2 protein-coding genes are annotated in these 1,489 nt (G+C 45.7%); both read right to left on the bottom strand.

Annotated features, from left to right (window positions below):
* Positions 1 to 596, bottom strand: a 596-nt coding sequence (locus ACO0LF_RS31250) for a histidine phosphatase family protein (protein WP_423021280.1), incomplete at its 3' end; no start/stop codon positions are given.
* Positions 597 to 841: 245 nt separating this feature from the next.
* Complete coding sequence (locus ACO0LF_RS31255) at positions 842 to 1,153, bottom strand: hypothetical protein (protein ID WP_423021282.1); 312 nt, start codon at positions 1,151 to 1,153, stop codon at positions 842 to 844.
* Positions 1,154 to 1,489: the final 336 nt, after the last annotated feature.

Genomic DNA, 1,489 nt, shown 5'->3' on the forward strand with positions numbered 1-1,489 from the left:
TCTATGCTGAGGATGGCGTCTTCATCCATGCGCTCCAAAAGATAACGAAAGCAATTGACGATAACTTGATGCGCAACGATAAGTACACGCTCTTTTCTGTATTCACGGGAAACGGTATCTAGTACGCTGCGCAACCGCAGAATGACGTCACACCAGCTTTCGCCACCGGGCGGACGGAAATAGAACTTACCCACATGAGCCCGTTGTTCAGCAAGTTCAGGATATTGCTGACGTATGCCCAATGGAGTCAGACGATCAAGAATGCCGAATTCTTTTTCTCGTAAGCGCTCATCCGCCTGTGCAGCAAGCACGTCATATTTGCTTAAGCGATCAATGACACAATTTGCTGTTGCTCGGGCACGGATATAAGGGGAATACAGTACGACGTTGGGCCGTTCATCTGCTGGCAATGTCGCAAACCACGTGCTCATTGCATCCGCCTGGCGTTCACCAAGTTCAGATAAGGGTACATCGACATCACGCGTAGCAATATCGATACGCAAACGCTCCTCTGCCTCTGCTGCGTCCCGCGCCACGTTACCTGCACTTTGACCATGCCGCACCAACCAAATCCTTTGAGGCCATTTTTGTTCCATCGCTTTGCTCCTTGATCGTTAGTACAACATGTCATTGATTCCCTCAGCCAGGAGAATCAAACAGCGAATTTTTATCAAGAAGTAAATAATCTACCAGTTCCTATCTTTCTTCTGTGCGAGAACCCACATGAAGAGATTTTCTAAAGCAAGACCAAAAGCAAACATCGAACATGAAAGATAGCGGCTGTCATTTTATGTTCGATTCAGCGCTACGACACCATAGCCAGTTAGCTTTCGCAGTCTGGTTAGCGATCGTTCTGATTGTCCAAATTTTCAGGATTATTTTCTGAATTAGACGTGGACTCACTATCAGCATCGTTCAGGCCATCGTTTTCGAGCAAATTCTCGTTAGCGGCTGTTTGCGCGTCATCACCTTCAGCGATATCGCGTTCGGATGCATCAAATCGATCTGGCGCACTATTGCCAGTAGATCCGCTATTTTGGGGCTGTGCATTCGTAGCGTCCGTCAATGTATTGTTATTGGTAGTCATGATGTCTCTCTCAAAAATGTTATTAAAAACTCGCGAAGAAATTACTTTGCTAAAAGGCACTTCCATGAAAAATCCAGCAGGATGCCTCAATCACATTTCACTGATAGTGTTTACATCAGTGAAGCCATCATAGTCAGAATGAATTTTTTATAACGTCAGCGGAACCGATTGACCAGCGTAAGTGGAAAGCCCGAGGCTTACGGCATGATCGCCCACAACCCCGTAGGCATTTGATAAAGACATGGCTTCAAACTCTGTACCCACGTTCTCTAAAATTCGAAATCAAAAAATTGCAGACCAGTTTTGATGAGTTCCACATGATTGCAAATTAGCAGTGCGGTTGTCTTATAGCAGTTACTGTCGATTGAGATTCACAGTGCAGCCCCATGTGTTCGCGAATTT

The sequence above is a fragment of the Undibacterium sp. Di27W genome, assembly GCF_049340345.1.
Classification (GTDB): domain Bacteria; phylum Pseudomonadota; class Gammaproteobacteria; order Burkholderiales; family Burkholderiaceae_D; genus Undibacterium.

What these genes read in the sequence shown, in the direction of transcription:
- ACO0LF_RS31255 (WP_423021282.1), bottom strand. Translation starts at nt 1,153, where the DNA reads ATGGAAGTGCCTTTTAGCAAAGTAATTTCTTCGCGAGTTTTTAATAAC.